This is a genomic window from Protofrankia sp. Cr1 (genome assembly GCF_963555865.1).
Lineage (GTDB): Bacteria > Actinomycetota > Actinomycetes > Frankiales > Frankiaceae > Protofrankia.
Genome location: NZ_CAUVXO010000205.1, coordinates 8,778 through 10,354 on the forward strand (window position 1 = coordinate 8,778; position 1,577 = coordinate 10,354).

At 71.0% G+C, this 1,577-nt stretch carries 2 protein-coding genes; both read right to left on the reverse strand.

Going from position 1 to position 1,577, the window contains the following annotated elements; translation table 11 throughout:
• Positions 1–644: hypothetical protein (locus tag U9980_RS16180; protein WP_322768676.1), on the reverse strand; the 644-nt coding region annotated here is incomplete at its 3' end.
• 24 nt (positions 645–668) lie between these two features.
• The coding region (locus U9980_RS16185) for an ABC transporter permease (protein WP_416210293.1) at positions 669–1,577 on the reverse strand (909 nt) is incomplete at its 5' end.

Below are 1,577 nucleotides of genomic sequence, written 5' to 3' on the forward strand. Positions count from 1 at the left end.
CTGGTCGGGTCGGTCAGGGGCCGGCGGGGCATCCGAAAGGTCGAAAACCAGGTCAGTACCGCGAGCACGAACAACGACACGGCGGGCAGGACGACCAGGAAACCGGACGACCGAAGCCGGAAGTCGACGAGCTGGACGGCAAGGTCGCGGGCCCCGTCCGGAAGCTGTGAAGTGACCCGCGACGACCGCAACTCGTGGCCGATCCAGCTGGCCAACAGGGATCCGGTGAGCCCGCCCAGCGCAAGCCCCACCGGTAGCGGCCAGCCGCCGCTGCGTCCCCGCCAGAACGCGAGCGCTCCCGCAACCAGACCGCCGATCCCGCAGATCATGGCAAAGTACACGTCGACGCCGGCCTGGGCGTCGAAAGCGAGCTCACTTCCGGCCAGCGCCGCCCTGACGTCCAGGCGCGGGGCCGCCGCGGCCCACAGGAGTCCGAGCGGCAGCCCGGCCGCGGCCATGGCGACCGCACCCACGACACCGGCGACGATCTCGCTCCGGCCGACCGCCCAGAAGCGGTCGTCCCGATCCGCGGCCACCAGCGGGTCATCCAAGGCGCCGACGAACCCCCCGGGACCGCGCAGTCCCGGCACCTGGGGTGAGCCCCGCATTCCTGCGTCGTGCGAGTCCGGCAACGGCTTGGTCACCATTCATTCATCTCTGGCATGCGTCTACCGCCGGGCATTGCCGGCACGCCGTAGCGCCATACTGGCCGCGGTGAGCATGATGACCGCGACCACCGCGCACACCAGCAGGTCGACGACGGCCGCGGCCCAGTCGATGGATGGCCGGAACGCGGCGGCCAGCACGTCCACCGCGTACGTGCTGGGCACCAGGTCCCGCAGCAGCTTGACCCCGGCAGGCAGCCGGTCGGCCGGGATGATGCCCACGAACAACACGACGCTCATGCCGACCTGTCCGACGACGGTGGCCAGTTCCTGGCGTGGAGCCAGCAGGCCGATCGCCGCTCCGATGCCGGCCAGCGACGCACCCGCCAGTGCGACCACCGGTAGGAGCAGCCACAGACCCGACAGCGGAAGGCCGTAGAGCAGGGCGCCCACCACCGCCGTGATGACCGTCCCCGGCACCGCGAACGAAGCATAGGAGGCGGCGGTGCCCAGTACCACGGCGCTGCCGGGAATCGGCAAGGTCAGGTAGTAGTCGAGCGCCCCAGCCGCGCGTAGCGCTCCAAAGCGCTGCGCCAGCAGGTTGAGGGCGATGAAGGCCACCACCAACACGGTTGAACCCGCCACCACCTGCTCGCTGGTCGTCTCGTTTCCGGTGTCGACCACACCCCGGAGCAGCAGCATGATCCCGAGCGACTGAAAGGCCGCGACGAACAACAGCGGCACCCGTGCCACCCGAGCGCGGGAGAGCTGACCGACGTAAACGGCCCGCAGAGCCGCACCGAACCGGGTGTTGGGCGGCAACGCCACGGCGCCACCCACGATCGTGGCGGCCCTCACGGTGCCAGCATCCTGAGCGGCACCGTCCTGAGCGGCACCCTCCTGGCCGGCACCCTCCTGGCCCACGGATGGCGGACCGGCGGACTGGGACGTCGCGTCGTAGGCGGCGGCGGC